At 61.7% G+C, this 18,055-nt stretch carries 13 protein-coding genes and 6 pseudogenes; 2 read left to right on the plus strand and 17 right to left on the minus strand.

Annotated features, from left to right (window positions below):
- Positions 1–132: 132 nt before the first annotated feature.
- A pseudogene (locus tag ACESMT_RS18080) lies at positions 133–723 on the minus strand (IS5 family transposase); the annotation flags it as partial.
- Here ACESMT_RS18080 and ACESMT_RS18085 point away from each other — a divergent pair.
- Positions 723–899, plus strand: a pseudogene (locus ACESMT_RS18085) (transposase domain-containing protein); the annotation flags it as partial. The pseudogenes ACESMT_RS18080 and ACESMT_RS18085 overlap by 1 nt on opposite strands.
- A 312-nt stretch (positions 900–1,211) precedes the next feature.
- Here the strand turns inward: ACESMT_RS18085 and ACESMT_RS18090 are convergent.
- The 14 genes and pseudogenes from ACESMT_RS18090 to avs1c form a co-directional block, all read right to left on the minus strand.
- Positions 1,212–2,216, minus strand: a complete 1,005-nt coding sequence (locus ACESMT_RS18090; protein ID WP_372827988.1) for a phosphotransferase family protein — start codon at positions 2,214–2,216, stop codon at positions 1,212–1,214.
- Positions 2,217–2,247: 31 nt separating this feature from the next.
- Positions 2,248–3,588: a phosphopyruvate hydratase gene (gene eno / locus ACESMT_RS18095; protein ID WP_372827989.1), complete on the minus strand. Its 1,341-nt coding sequence runs from the start codon at positions 3,586–3,588 to the stop codon at positions 2,248–2,250.
- Positions 3,585–4,505 (minus strand): ketopantoate reductase family protein, encoded by a 921-nt coding sequence (locus tag ACESMT_RS18100; protein ID WP_372827990.1) that lies wholly within the window; start codon positions 4,503–4,505, stop codon positions 3,585–3,587. The genes eno and ACESMT_RS18100 overlap by 4 nt, the downstream gene beginning before the upstream one ends.
- Positions 4,506–4,695: 190 nt before the next feature.
- Positions 4,696–4,866: pseudogene (locus ACESMT_RS18105) on the minus strand (aldehyde dehydrogenase family protein); the annotation flags it as partial.
- A gap of 36 nt (positions 4,867–4,902) precedes the next feature.
- On the minus strand, positions 4,903–6,429 hold the full coding sequence (locus tag ACESMT_RS18110) for an AMP-binding protein (RefSeq protein ID WP_372827991.1): 1,527 nt from the start codon (positions 6,427–6,429) through the stop codon (positions 4,903–4,905).
- 20 nt (positions 6,430–6,449) lie between these two features.
- Positions 6,450–7,463 carry an NAD(P)-dependent alcohol dehydrogenase gene (locus ACESMT_RS18115; protein ID WP_372827992.1) on the minus strand — a complete coding sequence of 338 codons (1,014 nt, stop codon included), beginning with the start codon at positions 7,461–7,463 and terminating at the stop codon, positions 6,450–6,452.
- Positions 7,463–8,677 carry an acyl-CoA dehydrogenase family protein gene (locus ACESMT_RS18120; protein ID WP_372827993.1) on the minus strand — a complete coding sequence of 405 codons (1,215 nt, stop codon included), beginning with the start codon at positions 8,675–8,677 and terminating at the stop codon, positions 7,463–7,465. Before ACESMT_RS18120 ends, ACESMT_RS18115 begins: the two co-directional genes overlap by 1 nt.
- Positions 8,670–9,656 (minus strand): branched-chain amino acid ABC transporter permease, encoded by a 987-nt coding sequence (locus ACESMT_RS18125; protein WP_372827994.1) that lies wholly within the window; start codon positions 9,654–9,656, stop codon positions 8,670–8,672. Before ACESMT_RS18125 ends, ACESMT_RS18120 begins: the two co-directional genes overlap by 8 nt.
- A complete protein-coding gene (locus ACESMT_RS18130; RefSeq protein WP_372827995.1) occupies positions 9,653–10,510 on the minus strand; it encodes a branched-chain amino acid ABC transporter permease in 858 nt (285 codons plus the stop codon). The genes ACESMT_RS18125 and ACESMT_RS18130 overlap by 4 nt, the downstream gene beginning before the upstream one ends.
- 48 nt (positions 10,511–10,558) lie before the next feature.
- The gene (locus ACESMT_RS18135; RefSeq protein WP_372827996.1) at positions 10,559–11,785 is read right to left on the minus strand and encodes an ABC transporter substrate-binding protein; all 1,227 of its coding nucleotides are present in this window, start codon (positions 11,783–11,785) and stop codon (positions 10,559–10,561) included.
- A gap of 49 nt (positions 11,786–11,834) precedes the next feature.
- A complete protein-coding gene (locus ACESMT_RS18140) occupies positions 11,835–12,536 on the minus strand; it encodes an ABC transporter ATP-binding protein (RefSeq protein WP_372827997.1) in 702 nt (233 codons plus the stop codon).
- Entirely contained in the window at positions 12,536–13,303 is a 768-nt protein-coding gene (locus ACESMT_RS18145) for an ABC transporter ATP-binding protein (protein WP_372827998.1), read from the minus strand. Before ACESMT_RS18145 ends, ACESMT_RS18140 begins: the two co-directional genes overlap by 1 nt.
- Before the next feature lie 215 nt (positions 13,304–13,518).
- Positions 13,519–14,169: a TetR/AcrR family transcriptional regulator gene (locus tag ACESMT_RS18150; RefSeq protein ID WP_372827999.1), complete on the minus strand. Its 651-nt coding sequence runs from the start codon at positions 14,167–14,169 to the stop codon at positions 13,519–13,521.
- Between the two features lie 611 nt (positions 14,170–14,780).
- A complete protein-coding gene (gene avs1c, locus ACESMT_RS18155) occupies positions 14,781–15,032 on the minus strand; it encodes an AVAST type 1 anti-phage system protein Avs1c (RefSeq protein ID WP_372828000.1) in 252 nt (83 codons plus the stop codon).
- 451 nt (positions 15,033–15,483) lie between these two features.
- Here avs1c and ACESMT_RS18160 point away from each other — a divergent pair.
- A pseudogene (locus ACESMT_RS18160) lies at positions 15,484–16,179 on the plus strand (IS5 family transposase); the annotation flags it as partial.
- On the opposite strand, the pseudogene ACESMT_RS18165 reads toward ACESMT_RS18160, so the two are convergent.
- Together ACESMT_RS18165 and ACESMT_RS18170 are read right to left on the minus strand one after the other, a co-directional pair.
- A pseudogene (locus ACESMT_RS18165) lies at positions 16,164–16,544 on the minus strand (transposase); the annotation flags it as partial. The pseudogenes ACESMT_RS18160 and ACESMT_RS18165 overlap by 16 nt on opposite strands.
- A gap of 56 nt (positions 16,545–16,600) precedes the next feature.
- Positions 16,601–18,011, minus strand: a pseudogene (locus ACESMT_RS18170) (IS701 family transposase).
- Positions 18,012–18,055: the final 44 nt, after the last annotated feature.

Consider the following 18,055-nt stretch of genomic DNA (forward strand, 5'->3'; position numbering starts at 1 on the left):
ACGCTGAATAAGCCCCGTTTTTGAAACGGCACTTTTCGGTATGGCCCATCGATTGAAGATTTTTGCCCGAGTTGGACCAGATTTGCGGCTCTGAGAGCCGCATTGCCGGGCTTCTTCGCCCACTTTGCACCTTCATGGACGCACCTGTGCCAAGAGCCTTTGTCGGCCCAGGTAGATATTGGCCAGCGCCAACGCAGTAAATGCCCGCGTTGCATTCTTGGCCAGCCCCCGGTAGCGCACCTTGCCAAAGCCCCACAGCCGCTTGACCACACCAAAGACATGCTCCACCCGAGCACGGATGCTGGACTTGGTGCGGTTCTTCGCCTTGGCCACTTCGTCGATCTCGCCTTTGCGCTTGACTCGCTGATTGGTGAAGTCTTTGGCCTTGGCCGCCTTACTGTGAATCAACGCCTTCTGGCTGGCATAGGCCGAGTCGCCATAGACGCGTTGCTCGTTGCCGTGCAGCAGGTCCGGCAAAGGATGTTTGTCGTGCACGTTGGCTGCAGTCACCACGGCGCTGTGGGCCAGCCCGCTTTGGCTGTCTACGCCGATATGCAGCTTCATGCCAAAGTACCACTGCTTGCCTTTGCGCGTCTGGTGCATCTCGGGGTCGCGCGCCTTGTCTGCGTTCTTCGTGGAGCTGGGCGCGCCGATGATGGTGGCGTCCACGATGGTGCCGGTGTTGACCTTGAAGCCCCGGGCCTGCAGCTCATGGCCCACCTTCGGTGGCCGGAGCCAACGCCAGTGGCAACCTGTACTCGTTGCTGCAGACCTGCCTGGCCAATGGCATTAACGGCTACTGGTATCTACGCACGCTGCTCACTGCGCTGCCAACGGCGCAGACAGCCGATGATTACGAGGCCTTGCTGCCTTGGCGTATCAAACTACCCAGCCGCTAGGCCTGCCGCCCATCCCAATCCGATTCGCGGCATCGCCGCAAGGAACGCAGTCTATTGAGCGCTTACGAAATGTCCTCGGACTCCAAGCCACTTGCTTTGAGTTCGCTGCCCACCACGTGCCGGAGGCTGTACGCGGTGATCGACGTCCTGTTTTTGGCCATGCTCGCCTCGCTGCGGCTGTAATGGCATTGCTGTACGCAGCTGCCAGCGGTTCTGTCGCATTAAGCATTTTTCGTTTTCGCGACACACCAGGGGTAGCGAATTCGCAAGGTTGAGACGCTACAGGTATTTGGTCGATTTTGGGAAATTTGCTTAATGCGACTCAACCGCCTTGCTCCAGGCCTGTGCCACATCCGCCAGACCTTGCGGACTGGCCGCCACCAGCGGTCTGGCAACGCGGCGCACCAGATCCCTGGTGTGGTCATCGCGCACATATTCCACCGGCGACTTGCCATCCACGCGCGCCAGCAGCAGCGCCGGCAACAAGGCGGCCGCGCGTGCCTCGATGTCGGCGCGCGGTTCCCACTGCACGGCAGCCAGATAGCTTGCCGCGAAGGCCTCGAACGCGGCCAGATACTGCGCGCGCAGTTCCGGATGCACCAGGCACTTGAGCAGCAGATGGTTGAGGCAGAAGGCGATGTCGAAGGCCGGGTCGCCGTACCAGGCGCACTCGGCGTCGAGCAGGATGGGCGAGGCCGGGCCAAGCAGAATGTTTTTCGGACTCACGTCGCCGTGCACCAGCGCGATCTGCGCAGCGCCGGTGCGCTCGGCCAGCGCATTCAAGCGTTCGGCCAGATCGGGGTGCCGGCGTCCGGTGGCCACCAGATAGGGCTCCAACCGCAAGGCGAAGAAGTTGTCGCGCGTGGCGAATTCGCGCGCTACTGCCGGGTCGCCAGCACTGGCGTTGTGCACCGCGACCACGATGCGGGCCACCGCTGCGGCGGTGGCGGAATCGACTTGGCCGGCCATCAGTTGCGCCTTCCACACCGGATGCCGCTCCGGGGCGAGAAATTCCATTGCGAACAGGCCGGCGCTGGCGTCGTGCGCCACCGGCTTGGGCACGGCCTGCGGCACATGGCGTGCGGCGAACTGCAACCATTTCCATTCAAAGGCATTGCGCTCGGTCGGTGCGAACCAGTCGGCCGCCACCTTGAGCTTCGGTAACGCGCGCTTTATGCAGAGTGTGCGCGTCGGCAGATCGACGCGCCAGATGTCAGACGATACGCCGCCGGCCAGCGGCGTCCAGCGCGCATCCTCGCGCGAGGCGGCCAGCCCCTGGCCGAGCAGAAAGTCCTCCAGTTCGGGCGCGGGCTTCATGCCTTGCTGCCGCGCCAGGATACCAATCCCTTCATGGAGAAACCTGCGCGTTGCGCGCTGTGGTATTCGCCTTGGGAACGGCCCAGCGGCTCATGCCGGCAAAGCGTGCGCCGCTCATCTCCTCGATACGCAGCAACTGGTTGTACTTGGCCAGGCGGTCGGAACAGCGCAGCGAGCCGATCTTGATCTGGCCGGCGCCGGTGCCTACCGCGAGGTCGGCCAGGAAGTCGTCCTCGGTCTCGCCCGAACGCGCCGACACCACTGGCGCGTAGCCGGCGCGGCGCGCCAGCGCCAGTACGTCCAGCGTGCCGGTGAGCGTGCCGTTCTGGTTGAGTTTGATCAGCACGCTGTTGGCCGCGTGCGCCTCGATGCCGCGCTGCAGCCGCGCCAGATTGGTGGTGAAGAAATCGTCACCGACCAGTTGCACGCGGCTGCCGAGTTCAGAAGTGAGCGTGGTCCAGTCGCCCCAGGCATTTTCGTCCAGCGCGTCCTCCACTGAGACCACCGGGAACTCGTCCACCCACGAACGCACCATGTCCATCATCGCGCGCGCACTGGCCTGTCGTCCCTCACGTGCAAGTCTGTAACTGCCATCCGGCCCTTTGAGCGAGCTGGCCGCCACGTCGATGGCGATCACGATGTCCTCGCCCGGGCGCAGGCCAGCGCGCTCGGTGGCCTCAACCATCAATTGCAGCGCTTCGCGCCCGGTTGCGAAACCCGGGCTCAGGCCCCCCTCGTCGGCCAGCAGCGTGGGCAAGCCGCGTTCGGCCATCACGTCGGTGGCGGCGCTGCGGATCCGTGCGATGTGATGCAGCGCTTCCTCGGTGTTGCGGGCGCTGGCGGGAATGGCGAGAAAGTCCTGCACGTCCATGCCGCGCCCGGCATGCAGGCCGCCGCTCAGGATGTTGACCATAGGCATGGGCATCAGCAGCTCGCCCGTCCCGCCAGTTTCGCCGCTGAGCTCGGCGATGCGCCGGTACAGCGGCTGCTTGCACGCGGCAGCGGCCGCGCGGCAGGCGGCGAGCGAAACCCCCAGCACCGCGTTGGCGCCCAGGCGGCTGAGTTGCTCGCTCCCATCGAGCGCGCGCAGCCGCTCGTCCAGGCCGCGCTGGTCGGCAGCATCCACGCCCTGCAATGCGCGCGCGATCTCGCCGTTGACGTTGGCCACCGCCTGGCGCACGCCAAGGCCCCGGTACTGCGCGGGATCGCCGTCGCGCAACTCGTGCGCCTCGGCCGCGCCGGTGGAGGCACCCGACGGCACCGAGGCGCGGCCCATGACGCCGCCAGAGAGATGCACATCGACCTCGACGGTGGGGCGCCCGCGCGAGTCGAGAATCTGACGCGCGTGCAGCGATTGGATGGTGGTTGTCATGGTTGTTGTATCTCAAATTTCTTGGGTATCTGTTTGCTTTCCAGCGTTTTCACCAGGGCGAGCAGCATGCGGTTCGCCGGCGTCGGGATACCCAGCTGATCGCCCTTGCGCACCACATGGCCGTTGAGGTAGTCAATCTCGCTGCGCTTGCCGCGCGCCAGGTCTTGCGCGGTGGAGGAATACTGCGTGGCCATCGCGCGCGCAATCGCCTGCACGGCGCCCCAGGCATCACCCGGCACCTGCACGCCGCAGGCCTGCGCCACGGCCAGGCATTCATCCACCACGTCGCGCATCACGGCTTCGATGCCCTGCCCCTGCACCAGGCGACCGTAGGGGAGCTGCGTGATGGCCGAGAGCGCGTTGTAGGCGCAGTTGATGATCAGCTTGACCCACAGCGCGCCGGCCACGTTGTCGGAAATCTGCACCGGCACGCCAGCGCGGGCGAACTCGGCCACCAGCGCCTCGCTGCGCAGTGAAGGGCCGATCACCAGCTCGCCACGCCCGTTGTGCTTCACATGGCCGGGCCCGGCCATGCCGGTGGCGACGTACACCACCGTGGGCACCACGGTCTGCGCCAGCACCGCTTGCGCGCGCTCGGCGTTGTCGACACCGTTTTGCAAACTCAGCACCACGGCATCGGCGTCGAGATGCGGCGCGATGGCGGTCGCGGCACTTTCGGTGTCGGTGGATTTGACGCAAAACAGCACGCACTGCGTGCCGCGCACGGCAGCCGGGTCGCTACTGGCTTGCAACGCCACGTGTTCCGTGAAGGTCTGCGTGTCGAGCAGCAGGCCATGCTGCTGCACCGCCTCCACATGCTGCGGCCGCGCGATCAGCATCACTTCATGGCCGGCGCGCGCCAGCATGCCGCCGTAGAAGCAACCGACCGCCCCCGCCCCCATGACTGCGAATTTCATTCACTCACTCCAAGCCAATACAAGTCTGTGTGCCCTCGTCATCATGAACGATTTGAGCAAACAATCAAAAGATTTCAATTATTGCGGAGGGAAGCAGGCTACTGCCAAGCACCAGGCCTCCAGCAATAGTCCACTTGCGGACACGCACGTAAACCTCTCGTCAGCATGAACGGTATCACCATGGGCAAACTCAGACGTTCATCACCGCCACCGAGCGCACGTTGAGAAAGGCCTCCAGCGCTTCGTGTCCGCCTTCGGAGCCGTAGCCTGAGTCCTTGATGCCGCCGAACGGCATTTCGGCCGAAGGCATGGCGGGCATATTGATCCACAGCATGCCGACTTCGACGCGGCGCGCCAGCAGATCGATTTTCAGAAATCGGTCATTATGGAAAGCTTTTCATAACAACCAGTATCGGTCGCGCAATTGCTTCTTGTAGAGCTTTCCAGTGGGGTGGCGCGGCAACTGCGGATCAAAGTCCACGCTGCGCGGGCACTTGAAGCTGGCCAAGTGGGAGCGGCAGTAATCGATTAGCTCCTGCGCGAGGGCCGGTCCAGCGTCTTGCGGATCGACCAGCTGGACCACCGCCCTGACCTCCTCACCAAAATCTTCATTGGGTACGCCCACCACGGCGACATCCATCACCTTCGGGTGGCCGATCAGGATGTTTTCCGCTTCCTGAGGATAGATGTTGACACCCCCAGAGATGATCATGAAGTCGCGCCGGTCCAGCAGGTACAGGTAGCCGTCCTGGTCCATTCGCCCGATGTCGCCGAGCGTGGTCCAGCCCTGGGCGTTGCGGGTGTGTGCTGTGCGCTCGGTGTCGTTGTGGTAACTGAAAGTCGGTCCGTCCGAGAAATACACTAGACCCGACTCGCCTGCAGGCAGTTCTTGGCCGTCTTCATCGCAAATGTGGAGCTGCCCCTGTGTGGCGCGGCCGACCGAGCCCTGGTGTAGCAGCCACTCCTGCGGCGTGATCGAGCAAAAGCCGTTGTTCTCAGTGCCGGCGTAGTATTCCGTCAGGATCGGTCCCCACCAGTCCATCATCCGCAGTTTGACTTCTATCGGGCAAGGCGCGGCCGCGTGCACGGCCACCTTCATTGTCGATACGTCGAACTGCTCGCGCAGTTTGGTTGGCAGTTTGAGAATACGCACGAACATGGTCGGCACCCATTGGCTATGGGTCAATCGGTGGTTCTGGATCAGCGCCAGTGCGCGCTGTGCGTCGAAGCTTTCCATGACCATCACCATGCCACCGAGTTTGATCACCGTCATGCTGTGGCGCAGCGGCGCGGCATGGTACAGCGGCGCCGGGGACAGGTAGCGGCAATCCGGCCCATAACCGAACAAAGGCTGCAGCAGATTGACCAGCATGGTGCGCCCACCAGCACGCTGGCGTTGCATCGGCCACTTCACGCCCTTGGGCCGGCCGGTCGTGCCAGACGAGTACAGCATGTCCAGGCCCTGCAGCGGATCATCTTGCGGCAGATCATTTGCCTGGTCCACCCGCTGCGTCCATGACGGCAGGTCAGACAATGACAGGTCAACCTCGAAGCATTGCAGTTGAGCGGGCAACTGGTCCAGAAACTGCGCGTCGACGCAGGCAACGTCGCACGAAATCAGCAGCACTTTGGCGCCGCAGTCGGCCACAATGTGCGCGACCTCGGCCGCGGTGAGCCTGGTGCTGATGGTGGTGTAGTAGACGCCTGCGCGGTCCATGCCGAAGCAGGCTTCCAAAAAACGGCGGCTGTTATTCATCAACAGCGCAACGTGCTCTCCAGGCGCAACGCCACACTCGCGCAACACCCGGGCCACCTGATTGGCCCGCTGCTCGAGCTGGCCAAAGCTGACCTGCTCGCCGCTCTCGGCCATCATGAAGGCGATCTTGTCCGGGTCCGTGCCCGGACTGTCCAAGGGAAGCATCATGCTGCGCGTTCCGCCGTCCATCAGTGCGCCAGGCAGACTTTGCCGAACTGCACGCCACTCTTGAGGTAAGCCATGGCTTCCTTGAGTTCGGCAAACTCAAACACTCGGTCCACGATCGGCTGGACCTGGTGCTGCTCCATGGCGCGCAGCATGGCTTCAAATCCGTCGCGGTGGCCCACGGTCACGCCCTGCAGGCGCACCTGCCGGGTGATGATGTGACCCAGCGAGGTCGCCATCGTCGAGCCCGACAAAATGCCGATCATCGCAATGGTGCCGCCAGGACGGATGCAGCGCAGCGACTGGGGTAGGGTTTTTTCCCCGCCAAGTTCGACGATCAAGTCGTAGCCGCGACCGCCGGTGAACTCTCGTGTGGCCTTGGCCCATTCGGGCACGGTGCGGTAATTAAGCACTGCGTCCGCACCGAGCTTTTTCACCTTGTCCATGCGCTCTTCACTGGAGGTGATCACCGTCACGTGGGCACCCAGCAGCTTGGCAAACTGCAAGGCAAACAGCGCCACGCCGCCGCAGCCCTGCACCAACACGCGGTCGCCAAGGCGGCAGCCACCGGCCGAGGTCAAAGCGCTCCAGGCGGTGAGCGCCGCGCAAGGCAGGCTGGCGGCCTGGGTGTCCGACAGATGGGCCGGCACTTTGACAACGCCCTGCTCGGACAGGCACATCAGCTCGGTCATGGTCCCGTCAACCGGTCCGCCAAGGGATTGCGTAAGCCGCTCCAGATCGGGCTCACCCCCAGTCCAGCTTTGGAAGTAGGTCGGGCAGACGCGGTCGCCCACCGCCACACGGCTCACGCCCGCACCAACGGCGTCAACCACGCCCACACCGTCAGACACGGGAATCAGCGGCAGCGTGCCAGTGTAGCTGCCATAACCGCGCTCCGGCACCACAAGATCGCGGTAATTGAGCGATGAGGCCTTCATCCGCACCAGCACCTGACCTGGCCCGGCTACAGGCTCTGGCCTGGACGAGAGCTTTAGATGCTCCATGCCCCAATCGCCTTCTATTTGAAATACCCGCATTACTGATCCTTTGTCTGTTGTGTTGAATGTATGGTCAGGCCCACGGCAGTGTCAGCCTGCCCCTGGACATCGCGCGCGATGCGCTCAAGCAGCATCTCGGTCGAGCCATCGACTAGGGTCGCCACCTGCGCCGCTGCCAGATGTCGCGTCAGCGGGTGTTGCTCACTGAGGCCCTGCGCGCCCATGGCATGCAGCAACTCGGCCAAATGGCGCTGGGCCATTCGCGTGGCAAACACCTTGGCCTTGGCTGCGGCCACTTGGGCGCGCAAATGGTCCCCATCATCGACCAAGACGCTCGCATGGTCCACCAGCAAGTTGGCGGCCTCCAGGTCGATGGCCGCGTCAGCCAGGCGCCAGCGCCAGCCCTGGTGCGCGTGCAAGCTGGCGCCAAAAGTCTGTCTGAAAACGCCGTACTCACTGGCCAAGGCTAACGCCCGATCTACCATGCCACAGCACATTGCCGCCACATAGACACGTGCGCCGTTGATTGAATTGAGAATGTCCTTGAAGGCCACGCCGGGCGCTGCCAGCATGTCCTGTCCGTCACACTGATATTGCGCCAGCTTGAAGCTGCCGCTTCCAATGCTGGAAACTGGTCCCTGCGGTGGTTGCGCCGCGCGCTCGAAGCCAGTTGCCTGTGCATCCACTACGAAAGCGGCGATACCGGCCGCGCCGCCGCCCGGCTGGGTCTGTGCATAAACGATTAGAACGTCCGCATGGACGGCATTGGTGATCCAGCTCTTGGCCCCATCGAGCCGCCAGCCGCCGTCCACCGCCTGCGCCTGGGTGAGCATGGCAGCGGCGTCTGAACCGGCTTGAGGTTCAGTCAACGCCGTGCAACCAGTCATCTCACCAGTGAGCAACCGGGGTACCCAGCGGCTTATGTGATCAGAACAGCCCATGCGTGCCAAGTGCTCCACTACGTTGTGGCTGTTGACCACGGCCATCGCGACGCCAAAATCCGCAGCAGCGAGCAGCCTTGTCAGTTTGACTTTGCTGCTGAAAGGCAAGCCGAGCCCGCCCAAACTGCGCGGTATCTGCACGCCAATCAGGCCCAGGCGCCCAGCCTCGCGCATCAGCGCCTGACTGCTGGCGCCCTGTCGGCTTCGCTCACTTGCCTTTGGCTCCACATGCTCATCGACAAAGGTGCGCGCTCGCTTCAACAAAGCAGCTTCGGCCGACGCAAGGTCGGCGTCGGCAAGGCCTTCAGCCACGGCGTAGCCCCAGTGCACCAGCCAGACGCAGCCACAGCCCATGGAAGACCGGCACAAGCCCACGTGGCAGGAAAATGGTTGCAAGTACCAGAATGAGCCCGTACGTCACCAGCCTGTAGCTGTCCGCAATGCGCAGGTACTCCGGCAGGAAAGTGATGGCAAAGGCGCCGACTACTGGGCCGGCCAGCGTGCCACTTCCACCCAGAATCACCGCTAAAATCGCGTTGAGCGACTGGTCCACGCTGAATGGCTCGGGATTAAGAAAGCCGATGTAGTGGGCATACAGCGCGCCAGCCAGACCCGCCAGCGCGGCACTGACTACGAAGGCCAGCAGCTTGTAGCGAAAGGTGCGCACGCCAATCGCTTCGCTGAGGCTTTCATTCTGGCGAATTGACAGCAAAATCCGGCCCACCCGCGAGTGCAGTATGAGCGCGCACAGGCCGGTACTGAGCGCAGCCATTAGAAGTGCCAGCAAATAATAGTTGGTGTTACTGCGGCCTTCAAAATTGAACGTCCAACCCAGCAGAGAAAGCTCGGACGGGCGCGGTATGTTCGAAATGCCGGCCTCCCCGCCCGTCAGTGAACTGTAGGTCAGCAGCACCGTAAAAATCACCATGTTGTAGGCCAAGGTGACAATGGCAAAGTAGTGTCCCTTCACCCGCAGGCTGGGGTAGCCCACCAGCACAGAAACAAGCCCGGTGAACAGTGGTGCCAGCCACATCGTCATCCAGACCGACCAACCGAACTTGACCGTAAGCAGTGTAGAAAAATAAGCGCCTATCCCCATGAAACCAGCCTGCGCAATCGAGACATAGCCGACCAATCCCTGAATCAAGTTCTGGCCTTGCGCGAGCACAATCCAGACCAACGCAAGAATGATAAGGTGGATAAAGTACGGAACCTTGATCAACGCAGGCATAGCTGCTGCGACCAGGATCAACACCACCCAAGCGGTCAGGTGTGTGAGAAGTTTTTTCACCGTTTGCCCAGCAGGCCTTCAGGCCTAAATAACAGCACCACGATCATCACCAAAAAGGCAATGACATCCTTGTAGGCCGACGAGATGAAGCCAGCGGCCATGGACTCGCTCACCCCCAGGATCAACCCCCCCACGATGGCCCCGGGTATGGAGCCAAGCCCGCCCAGGATCAGCACCGCAAAACCCTTGACCGCCAGCCCTTCGCCAACGCCGGGTGCTATGGCCAACAAAGCACCGATAAGCGCACCAGCGGCCACGCCCAGAGACGAAGAAATACCGAACACCACCAGCGAGACCAGGTTGACGTTGACACCCATCAGAACGGCTGCTTGGCGGTTTTGGGCAACCGCACGTATTGACTTGCCGGTCTTGGTGCGGCTCATCAGCAACGCGATCACGCCAACCAGCGCGCAGGCCGTGAGAATCACCAAAAGGCGCAGTTCAGCCACCGCTACGCCACCCACATTGAATACGCTGCGGTAAGGCGTCTGGATCACCACCTGATCTGCGCCGAAGGTCAACAGATTCAAGCCTTCGATCATCATGGTCAGACCCAGCGCAATGATGAAGGCGTTAATGTGCGGCGCATCGCGCACCGGCCGGTAGGCTAGCCGCTCGATCAGCAAGCCGACCACCGCGCCAGCCACCATGGCCAGCGCCATGGCCGCGAAAAACGGCAGGCCGAACCGCTCAACGAAGGTGAATGTCAGGTAGCCGCCGAACATCGCCACCGAGCCGTGCGCGAAATGCGCGATGCCAAGAATGCCGAACACCACCGTCAGGCCCAGCGCGATCAGCACATAGACCGAGCCGATGGCCAAGCCGTTGATGCCTTGTTGAAGAACTTCGATCATGGTCCGTCCTGGTGTTAAGTGCACCGCGCTTCGCGCGGTGCCTTCGCCTTATTTGTAGAGACTGCGCAGGAAGGTGGAATAGGCCACAGTGTCCGAAGGCAACTCGGCGACATACACCCACTTGCCCTTTTGCCACTGGAATGCGCCGTTGGAGGTGTAGGCCTGGCCATTGACATCGAACATGGTGCCGTTGGTGGGCAGGTACTTCATCACCGCCTCCTTGGGAATGGCCAGCTTCCGAATGGCTGCGGCCACCTTCTTCGCATCGCCTGCGCCACCGGCCGCTTCAATGGCGTTCTTCAGCACATAGACCTGGTCATATGCATACGGCGAGCTTGGGGCTGGCGCGCTGCCGTATTTCTTGGTGTAGTTGGCGACGTAGGTCTTGGCATTGGCGTCCAGGGCTTCGACAGTCAATTCAGTCGGGCGCAGGTCCCAGACGCCTTCCATCTGCTCGCTTGACGCCACGCGCAGAAACTGCTCTTCGCTGCCACTGGTAAAGCCATAGCGCGGCATCTTCATGCCCAGCTCGATGGCCTGGCGGTAAACAAAGGCAGCGGGCTCGACATAGCCGAGCACTAGCAGAGCGTCGGGATTGAGCGCCCGCACCTTTGTTAGCTGGGGCGTCATGTCCCGGTCTTTAAGAGCAAAAGTTTCCTTGGCAACGATCTTGCCACCGGCCTTGACCAGCTCGCGTTCGAAAGCTTCAAGGTATTGACCGTAAAACGACACTTCCAGCGAGCCGATCACGGCGATGTTACGAGCTCCGCGCTTGGCAACAAAGACACCGGCAGCTGCGCCTGTGAAGTCTGCTGGTGGACGGGTGCGGAATAGGTTGGGAATGCCCTTGGCGGTGATGGCGCGCTCGGCGGCATTGCCCACCAACATCACGGCATCTTCCTTATCAATGAACGATGCCACTGCGCTGGTCGGCCCAGAGCAGCAAAAGCCCAGCAGGTACTTGGCACCATCGCGGTCGATCAGCTTGCGCACGCTGTTGGTTGCCTCGGTCGGGTTCGCTTTGTCGTCGTAGTCGACGACCTTGATCCTGTAGGTGTCGCCCCCGGCCTTGATGCCACCCTTGGCATTGATGTCGTCTGCCGCCATCTTCACCGCATTGGCCTGCGGCAAGCCATAGACCGCGCCCGGCCCGGTCAGTGCGTCATTCACACCCAGCACCAGCACTTTGTCGGCCGCGTGTGCGGACCAGACCATACCCAAGCCCATTGCGGCAGACGCCGCCACCATCACCACTCGCCTGTTGAACCGTTTCATACTTGTCTCCTGTTGATTGACTGACAAAAATTGATTACTCTGGCTGCGCTCAATAGCCCAAGTAAGCGCGGCTGACTTCGGGGTGGTCCTGAAGTTCCTTGCCCGTTCCGTGCAGCACGATCTCTCCGGCTTCGAACACATAGGCCCGATCGGACAGTCGAAGTGCCATAGCGGCGTTTTGCTCGACCAGCAAGATCGTGGTGCCACGAGCCTTGATGCGGGCAATGGTCTGCTCGACCTCGGCGACGATCTTGGGCGCCAGGCCTAGCGAAGGTTCGTCAAAAATGCACAGCCGCGGGCGCGACATCAGCGCCCGCGCAATGGCCAACATCTCTTGCTCGCCGCCCGACAGCGTGCCCGCGCGCTGGCGCGCCCGCTGGCGCAGCACCGGAAACAGGTCCAGCATTTCGTCCAGATCAGCGCGCTGTTCACTATCGCGTCGGGTGTGCGCGCCCATCTCCAGGTTCTCGACCACCGACATCTCGGCAAACACCTGACGCCCTTCCGGACACATGGTGATGCCGCGCTGCACGATCTTGTGACCGGGCAACCCGTCGATGCGCTGGCCCTCAAACTTGATGGTGCCGCCGCGCACCTCGTTGAGACCGCAGATGCACTTGAGGGTGGTGCTTTTGCCGGCTCCATTGGCGCCCACCAGGGCCACGCACTCGGCGGCGTTAACTTCCAGCGTGATGCCATGCAGAACATCGACCTTGCCGTAACCGGCCCGCAACTGGCTGACTTTGAGCATCAGTGTGCCCCTCCCAGATAGGCGTCGATCACCACCGGATTAGTCCGAATTTCCGCTGGCGTACCCTCTGCAATCTTCTGCCCGAAGTTGAGCACCACGATACGCTCGCACACCTCCATGATTAAGCCCATGTGGTGTTCGATCACAAGCACCGCCACGCCGCGCGCCTGAATGCGCTTTATCAGGCCGGTGAGCTCCTTGCGCTCCTTGGCCACCATACCGGCAGCTGGCTCGTCCAGAAGCACCAGCGCGGGCTCACTCGCTAAGGCAGTGGCGATCATCAACAGTCGCTGCTGCACCGATGACAGTGACGACGCCAGCTCCTGCGCGACATCGCCCAGGCCGACAAATGCCAGAATCTCATCGGCCCGCTCCTGCTGGAGCGTCTCTTCCCTGCGCGCGGCCGGCAGCCGGAACACCGCCGCCCAGGGCGCGCTGCGAAAGCGGCTGTGGCAGGCCGCCAGCACCTGGTTGTGCACGCTGAATTCAGGAAACAGGCTCGTGGTCTGAAAAGTGCGGGCCAGCCCCAACGGCACCCTGGCGCTGATGGGCAGGTCGTTAACACTTTGCCCGTCGAATTCGATCGCGCCGCAGCTGACAGGCAAGGTGCCCGAGATCAAGTTGACCGAGGTGGATTTGCCCGACCCATTGGGCCCGATCAGGCCCAGCACCTGACCGCGCTGCACACTGAAGCTCAGGCCGCGCACCGCCTGCACGCCGCCAAAGTTCTTGCCAACCTCGCGCAGTTGCAACAAAGGCGCGCTCATGCCTGTTGCTCCATGCTGCCGCCGCAAACGGAGCGCTCGCCGGCGCCATCGGCCATCGGAGCACCGCCGATCTCGCGAGGTTCAGGGGCAGGCGACTGGGACGGGCGACTTGCGAATCGACCGGGTACGTTCGAGGAATTCATGCGCTCATTGTTCACGTAGACCGGTCGTCTATAAAATAGGTGTTTACCCCCGATGCTTCTATTCAGCGGCCGTCAGACCGCGATTTTGGCGAAGTACAGGTCGACGAAGTGGTCGATAGGGGCGAGGCTGCGCATCAGCTTGGAGCGCAGGATCGCGCCTTCCCATCCAATCCAGAAAAAGCGCGACAACACATGGGCGTCATTGCTGCTGGCGATGTCGCCGGCGTCAATGGCATCTTGCAAACAAGTGGTCACGCGCTCCTCCCAGGACACCAGAACCGCTTCCAGCGTCTGGCGAAATGTACCATCAAGGCTGGCCAGTTCTTGGCCCAGATTGCCGATCAGGCAGCCACGGCGAAAGTCGAACTTGATCATGCCGTACTTGGCGTTGTCGACGAAGGCCTTGAGCCGCTCCAGTGGTGGGCGCGTCGGATCGTTGAAGATCCGGTCCATCTTGCGAGCGTAGTATTCGGTGTAGTTCTTGATGACGGCCGCGCCGAACTCGTCCTTGCTCTTGAAGAAGTGGTAGAACGAGCCTTTGGGCACCCCTACCCGTTTAAGCACTTCATCAATGCCGGTGATCTGAAAACCGCGCTCAGTCAATAGCTCAGTGCCGCACCACACCAGCGCACTCCGTGTGTCTGAGCGGGCTGCGCTGCGCTGCTGGCGATTTCGGGGCTCTAGGCGCCCGGCGGGATTAACATTGGATAAAGTGGCAGGCATGGACAAAATTAACGTTGCAACTCTTCAAGATTAGACCTGTCGTCTCAGAAAGTCAATACTTACACCCGCCAATGACAAATTGATCAGTCACGGGCGCGTTGTGCGTCAGTGGCATTCTTGTTGCAAAGCCCTGTTCCAAATGGAAAGTGGCTTCGCCGACTTCAGATCAGCGCAACCCGGTTTTGGCCTGCAGCGGCTCACACATCGCCCCGGGCGCCATCTCGGCGACCATGATTCCCTCGGGCGTCATGTCCCTCGTCTTTACCGATTCAACCCTGCGCCAACGCAGGATGGCCGGTGACATGTCGGTGCGAGAGATACATTGCAGGAGTGCAGTTGCATCGCGCGTTACGACGCTACCAGTTTCCGGCGCAGTAGAGCGCGCAGATCGCCGTTGCGTAAGGGAATAGCATCCTGAGCTGAAGCGTTTGCGAGCCGGTGGGCGGCGGGACCTGGCAGAAAGCGGTCATGAGGTCGCCCTAGTGTGTAAACAGAAATCTGCAACTAGCTTAACCCGCTATTCCCGCTCCGGCCAAGCAATTCGATTCTGTCCGCCATGACTAGACGAATGCGTGCGCAAGAGGCTGAGCACCACATCGAACCTGCCCTGCTCATTGCCCCTTGTCGTCCAAAAGCATCTTTCCGAAATCTGAGTTGCGCATCTGATTGCTCATGTTCGCGTTCAAGCGCGCCATCTCGTCGATACTGAGAAGGTCAATCCGTCGGTTGGGAAGGTAGCGGACATTGAGCAGGCGATCCGGGCCTCGGAGGCCCTTGGCGAAATGCATCATCCCGTTCCTCACTTGCTCGCGCGCGAAGTTCATGCGCTCCTCGAATTCGGCCCTGGTCGAGGGCGTCTGCATAGAAGTAACCATTGCGTAGTTGCTCTCTAGAACCTGACTCGGTGGGTGGGTGCATAGCTCCGCACGGCCAATAGCCGCTTAGCTGGAATCACAGTGATAAAACCGAGACCGGCATGCCGCTCGGTGGCAGGGCCACGCACTCCGCTATGAAGACACCGGATGGCCGGTCAGGCTCTAGGCCTTTCCGCGCGACGTCGCCCGCGCCTGCGCGGACTGGCATTAAAGATGGTGTGTCTTCCCGATTGAAAATCAGTGTAGGAGGTTTTTCGATGCTTGTGGCGGCGAATGGGGCGTTGGGGGGTGCAAAGATGGACGCTCCTGATGTGGTCAGCCGAGGTCGAAGCTCTTAAGTTTTCGCCCTCCCCCTCGCAGGCTGCTGAAATACCTCCCATCATGTCCACGGGCATAAATGCCCAACCGTTATAGAAGCTGCAACTACATAGATACAAAAATGCGCGGAGCCGACACATTCACCGAGAGGCTTTTTACGATGCGTCACCTGGGTGATTTCGTGCCAGCGAATCACCCGCTGCGCCCCATCCGAGTCATGGTCAATGCCTCGTTGCTCAAGATGGATGCCCTGCTCAGCGGCATGTACGAAGCAGGCATCAAGAGCTGACGCCCCAGCATTGCCCCCGAGAAGCTTCTACGCGCCATGCTCCTGCAAATCTTCTACGGCATCCGCTCGGAGCGCCAACTCATGGAGCAGACCCAATACAACCTGCTGTTCCGCTGGTTCATAGGCCTGGCCATGGACGATGCCGTCTGGGTGCCCACGGTCTTCACCAAGAACCGCGAACGCCTGATTGAACACGACGCCGTCATTGAACTCTTCAACCAGGTGCTGGAGATGGCCAGCAGACAAGACCTGCTCTCCGGCGAGCACTTCAGCGTGGACGGCACCGTCATCCAGGCTTGGGCTGGTCACAAGAGCTTTGTACGGAAAGACGGCAGCGATGAAGGTAATGGCGGCAGTGGCGGTAACTTCAAGGGCCAAACCCGTAGCAATGAAACCCACGAATCGACCACCGATGCTGATGCGCGGCTGTACCGCAAAGGCAAGACCGCCAGCGAGCTGCGCTACATGGGCCTCACACTGACAAACAACCGACATGGCTTGATTGCCAGTGCCTTGGCAAACAGGGCTTCGCCGAGCTTGTGCTCGTTGAGGAGCTTGCGAAACTTCAGCATCGTGGTCGCATCGGGCACGGCCTCGCGGCCCAGGTCAATGCCGGCAAAGCGGCGCAGGCTGGCGCTGTCGTAGAGGGCCTCCTCGCAGGACAGGTCTGCCAGATTGAACCAGTGCTGGATGAAGTGGATGCGCAGCATGCGCTCCAGACCTATGGGCGGTCGGCCATTGCCTGCTTTGGGGTAGTGCGGCTCAATCACCTCGCACAGTGCTGCCCACGGCACGCTGGCTTCCATGGTCTTGAGAAATTCATCGCGCCGCGTGGGCTTGCGGTAGTTCTCAAAGCTTTGATCGGCTGCCATGACGAGGGTTTGCTGTTTCATCTACTCATAACGCTTGGGACTGCAATGCCGTGGACTTGATCAGCGTAGTCCTAGTCTTACTGTGTCACAAACGCAGCCGTTGACTTATCCAGTTGCAATGAGGGCAATGACCCAGGGTGCTTACCAGTGCGATGCTCAACTGTAGGCGCAGCGTGGTGATCGAATCGGGAACGTGACGCTGCGCGCGCTGGGCTGCCCCGAGGAATGTAACCCGCGGGAACGGCAGGCACTTGGCGTATGACGGAGTTTTTTTTTACTGCCGGTGTTGCCCCCAGCTTTGAGTCGTTGCGCCATCAGGAATCCGTACGCGGCAATGCTCAGGCTGGCGTGATGGTGAAACCCACGCCAGCCTCGTCCTTCATAGTGCCCCAGCCCGAGATCCTGCTTCAAATCCTGGTAGTCCCGCTCGATGCGCCAGCGCATGTGGGCGGTGCGTACCAAGTCGTTCAGCGCCGCCGTCTCTGGCAGCGTGGACAGGTAATACTTTTCAGGCTCAGCCTGGTCGGCGGGCCACTCTATGAGCAGCCACTGCTGGGGCAGAAGGCGGGCCTTGCCAACGTTACCGCCGGCGCAGCGCACTCTCAATGCGGCAAAGCGACTGCTCAGGCGCTCATTGGTGCCCTCGCGCCAGCTGATGCTCTGCCAGGCGTTGCTCGGCAGGCAGTGGGCCAGGGCCTTGACGCTCACCGGCTGCCTCTTGGCGGTGCGTCTGGGCATAACCGGGGGGCGGCCCATGCCGCTGTAGGTCTTGGGCGGCAGCGGCTCAACCCCCGCAGGCCAGACCACCACGGCCGAGGTGACGCCCACCACATAGGCCAAGCCCAGATCGCTCAGACTTTGGCGAAACTGGTAGTCAATCCCATAGCCGGCGTCGGCCAGCACACAGTGCCTGGGCGCACCCTCCTCAATGAGCTTGCGCAACTGCTGCAGGGCGATTTGGGGCTTGGTCGCAAACTCGATGTCCTCGGGAATGCCGGCCTTGACTCTGCGCCCAGTGTCTTCGGCCCAGCTGCGAGGCAGGTACAGCTGCCAAGCCACGGGCAGGCTGCCCTGCTCGCAGGCCAGGGACACGCTGACAGCCACCTGGCAGTTGTCCTGTTTGCCCAGCACACCGCAGTATTGGCGTGTCACTCCCACCGAGTGAATGCCCTTCTTGGGAAAGCCGGTGTCATCAACGATCCAGAAACCACCTTCGCTCATGTCCATGTGGGGCACGATCCACTGGGCCACCAAGCGCAGCACCTGCTCGTCGCTCCAACGGGCCTTGGCAACAAAATGATGCAGCGCCTGGTGTTTGGCGCTGGCGTGCAGGGGGTCGACACGTGCCGCCATGGGCTCCACGCTCTTGCGTGACAGCGGTAGCATCAGGCCGGTGCAGTACCCCGTCAAGCCAGCGTGTCGGTCCGCGTGGCCCAGCCCTTGGGCCAGATGCGCTAAGTAGCACTCGAAATCCTTGGATAGGTCCATCACACCTCCCCAGTTCAATGATGAGCGCAATATACCACTTTGTG

Origin of the sequence: Polaromonas sp. (genome assembly GCF_041689105.1) — a bacterium.
GTDB lineage: Bacteria > Pseudomonadota > Gammaproteobacteria > Burkholderiales > Burkholderiaceae_C > Polaromonas.

Bases quoted from the DNA above. Each gene is read 5' to 3' on its own strand.
- ACESMT_RS18110 (WP_372827991.1), bottom strand. From the start codon at position 6,429: ATGATGCTTCCCTTGGACAGTCCGGGCACGGACCCGGACAAGATCGCC.
- ACESMT_RS18115 (WP_372827992.1), bottom strand. From the start codon at position 7,463: ATGCGGGTATTTCAAATAGAAGGCGATTGGGGCATGGAGCATCTAAAG.
- ACESMT_RS18130 (WP_372827995.1), bottom strand. From the start codon at position 10,510: ATGATCGAAGTTCTTCAACAAGGCATCAACGGCTTGGCCATCGGCTCG.
- ACESMT_RS18090 (WP_372827988.1), bottom strand. From the start codon at position 2,216: ATGAAGCCCGCGCCCGAACTGGAGGACTTTCTGCTCGGCCAGGGGCTG.
- eno (WP_372827989.1), bottom strand. From the start codon at position 3,588: ATGACAACCACCATCCAATCGCTGCACGCGCGTCAGATTCTCGACTCG.
- ACESMT_RS18135 (WP_372827996.1), bottom strand. From the start codon at position 11,785: ATGAAACGGTTCAACAGGCGAGTGGTGATGGTGGCGGCGTCTGCCGCA.
- ACESMT_RS18140 (WP_372827997.1), bottom strand. From the start codon at position 12,536: ATGCTCAAAGTCAGCCAGTTGCGGGCCGGTTACGGCAAGGTCGATGTT.
- avs1c (WP_372828000.1), bottom strand. From the start codon at position 15,032: ATGCAGACGCCCTCGACCAGGGCCGAATTCGAGGAGCGCATGAACTTC.
- ACESMT_RS18145 (WP_372827998.1), bottom strand. From the start codon at position 13,303: ATGAGCGCGCCTTTGTTGCAACTGCGCGAGGTTGGCAAGAACTTTGGC.
- ACESMT_RS18100 (WP_372827990.1), bottom strand. From the start codon at position 4,505: ATGAAATTCGCAGTCATGGGGGCGGGGGCGGTCGGTTGCTTCTACGGC.
- ACESMT_RS18150 (WP_372827999.1), bottom strand. From the start codon at position 14,169: ATGCCTGCCACTTTATCCAATGTTAATCCCGCCGGGCGCCTAGAGCCC.